The organism is Nocardia sp. NPDC058497, assembly GCF_042720195.1.
Classification (GTDB): domain Bacteria; phylum Actinomycetota; class Actinomycetes; order Mycobacteriales; family Mycobacteriaceae; genus Nocardia.
In genome coordinates this window covers 1-2230 of sequence record NZ_JBHXMY010000785.1, presented here as the reverse complement: position 1 = coordinate 2230, position 2230 = coordinate 1, and the positions used below count along the sequence as shown (strand labels likewise).

4 protein-coding genes are annotated in these 2230 nt (G+C 64.5%); 2 read left to right on the top strand and 2 right to left on the bottom strand.

From position 1 onward, the window contains the following. Positions 1–27: 27 nt before the first annotated feature. Positions 28–663, bottom strand: a complete 636-nt coding sequence (locus ACFWPJ_RS30925) for a DUF4126 domain-containing protein (RefSeq protein ID WP_378856771.1) — start codon at positions 661–663, stop codon at positions 28–30. Positions 664–840: 177 nt separating this feature from the next. Between ACFWPJ_RS30925 and ACFWPJ_RS30920 the strand changes: the two genes are divergently transcribed. Beyond that, positions 841–1317, top strand: coding sequence for a DUF1772 domain-containing protein (locus tag ACFWPJ_RS30920; protein ID WP_378856769.1), 477 nt, complete (start codon positions 841–843; stop codon positions 1315–1317). Between the two features lie 22 nt (positions 1318–1339). Beyond that, the gene (locus ACFWPJ_RS30915) at positions 1340–1738 is read left to right on the top strand and encodes a PPOX class F420-dependent oxidoreductase (protein ID WP_378856767.1); all 399 of its coding nucleotides are present in this window, start codon (positions 1340–1342) and stop codon (positions 1736–1738) included. Positions 1739–1813: 75 nt separating this feature from the next. On the opposite strand, the gene ACFWPJ_RS30910 is transcribed toward ACFWPJ_RS30915, so the two are convergent. After that, a partial coding sequence (locus ACFWPJ_RS30910) for a sterol desaturase family protein (RefSeq protein ID WP_378856765.1) occupies positions 1814–2230 on the bottom strand: 417 nt, incomplete at its 5' end.

The following is a 2230-nucleotide window of genomic DNA, read 5'->3' as shown; positions in this document are numbered from 1 at the left end:
ACTCTATATCGCGTTCTAATTTTAATTTTATAAACAGAGCGTTTGTCCCCACCTTTCTGCGGGGGCGGCGCCCCCGCCCCCCCCGCCACCGTCGCCCCCCCCCCCCCCCCCACGAAGGTAGCGCCGGATGCGGCTGGCACAGGCGTAGACGATCCACAATCCGATGGCGAGCAGGACCGCGGCGATCACCGCGGCCAGCACCGGGAAGAACATGGCGAGGGCGAGGATGCCGCCGACGCTCAGATCCTCGACGGTGCTCATCGCGATATTGGTAACCGGTTCCGGCGAGGTGTTGATCGCCATGCGGGTGCCGGCTTTGACGATATGACTGGCCAAGGCGGTAGTCCCGCCGACCGCCGCGGCGAACAGGGTCGGCAGCGAATCATCCTGGCCTGCGATCAAAGCCGACACCACCGCGCCCGAGGCGGGCCGCACCACGGTGTGCACCGCGTCCCAGAACGAGTCGAGATACGGGATCTTGTCGGCAACAGCCTCGATCACGAACAGCACACCCGCGGCGACCAGCACATCGGTGCGTTCGAGCCCAGGGGGCACGTCGTCGGTCCAGCCGATCCGGCCGAACAGCCCGAGCAGGAACACCACCGCATAGGCGTTGATCCCGCTGGCCCAGCCTGCGGTGAAGATCAGAGGTAGCACCGACACGCGCTCAGCGTAGGCCCGCCGACCGACAGGTCGCGGTAGCCCGACAGCCATGGCCGCGGGTCGCCGAGGTGAGACGTTTCTGCGCGAGATATCTAGCGACGCTAGACAAGCTAGCGGACGGATGTTACCGTTGCTCCAGTTTCTAGCACTGCTAGCAGTCAGGATAAGGAGCCGACAATGCTCATCATCACCGGCCAGATCATTGCCGCCGTCGCCGTTCTCGCCAATGCCGTCGTCTACGGCACCGATGTCTGCGGGGCCGTGATCATGCGGTCCGTCTACCGCAAGCTCGATGACGCGACCGTGACCACGAGCGCGGGATGGGGCCACTATTACGGCGACAAACGCATGCCGGTGTTCGGTGTAGGCGGTGTGGTCACCGCGGTACTCACGCTGCTGATCGCGCTGTGGGCCGGGCAGATCGGCGCCGCCGTCGCGGCGGGGATCACGGTGGCGGCGCTGCTGACCTGGCTCGCCTTCTACGTCCGCATCGCCAAGCCGATCAATACCCAGCAGACCGCCGCCGCGCAGAGCGGCATCATTCCAGCCGATGCCCGTGCGCTGCAAGACAAGTGGGACAGCATCCTGAAATACCGGATCACCCTGCAGTTCATCGCCATCGCCGGACTGTGCGCCGCACTGATCCTGTTCTGAATCTCACCGAGGAGTAACCGACATGACCTTCACCATCAATGAACAGCAGTTCCTCGCCGAGGCAGGGATCGGCCGGCTGGCCACCGTGTCGCCCGACGGCGTTGTGCAGAACAACCCGACCAACTATCGGGTGAACGCCGACGGCACGGTCGACATCGGCGGCATGCGGATGCGCGCCACCCGCAAGTACCGCAATGTCGAGGCGGGCAGCCGGGTGTCGTTCGTCATCGACCAACAGGTTTCCTTGGATCCGTATGTGATTCGCGGCATCGAGGTACGCGGCACCGCCGAGGCGCTCGATGACGCGGAGCCACTGTTCCCACACCAGGAACGCGCGATCATCCGAATCCACCCCGAACGGGTCATCTCCTGGGGCATCGACGGCGGATCCTTCGACTTCACCAGTCGCGGCCCCGAGTAGTCAGCCATCCTGGGCAACGGCGAGCGGATCGCCACGCGGCAGTAGCGTGCCGAGCCCGCCGGCCGAGCTGGTCGCTCAGGTCGGCTGTGGCTGCCAACCCGGACCCCGGAACAGGAAGCCGAGCTTGTCCGAGAACTTCGCCGCGTTCTTGACGTCCTGCCAGAGCGCGACGATCTCGCGGGCGTTGATCTTTGCGATGTTGTAGGTGTCGACGTTGTTGGTGAGGCCGTAGATCGCCCGCTCGCCCTCCGGCTCGAAGGAGCCGAAGATACGGTCCCAGATGATGAGCACGCCACCGTAGTTGCGGTCGAGGTATTCAGTGTTGGAGCCGTGGTGCACGCGGTGATGGCTCGGCGTGTTGAACACGAATTCGACAGGCGCCCACAGTTTGTCGATGACCTCGGTGTGGATGCCGAACTGGTACAGCAGGTTGATCGCGTAGGAGGCGGCGATGATCTTGCCATCGATTCCCGACAGTGCCAGTGGCACACG

Coding starts and splice junctions, on each gene's coding strand:
- ACFWPJ_RS30915 (WP_378856767.1), top strand. CDS start 1,340: ATGACCTTCACCATCAATGAACAGCAGTTCCTCGCCGAGGCAGGGATC.
- ACFWPJ_RS30920 (WP_378856769.1), top strand. CDS start 841: ATGCTCATCATCACCGGCCAGATCATTGCCGCCGTCGCCGTTCTCGCC.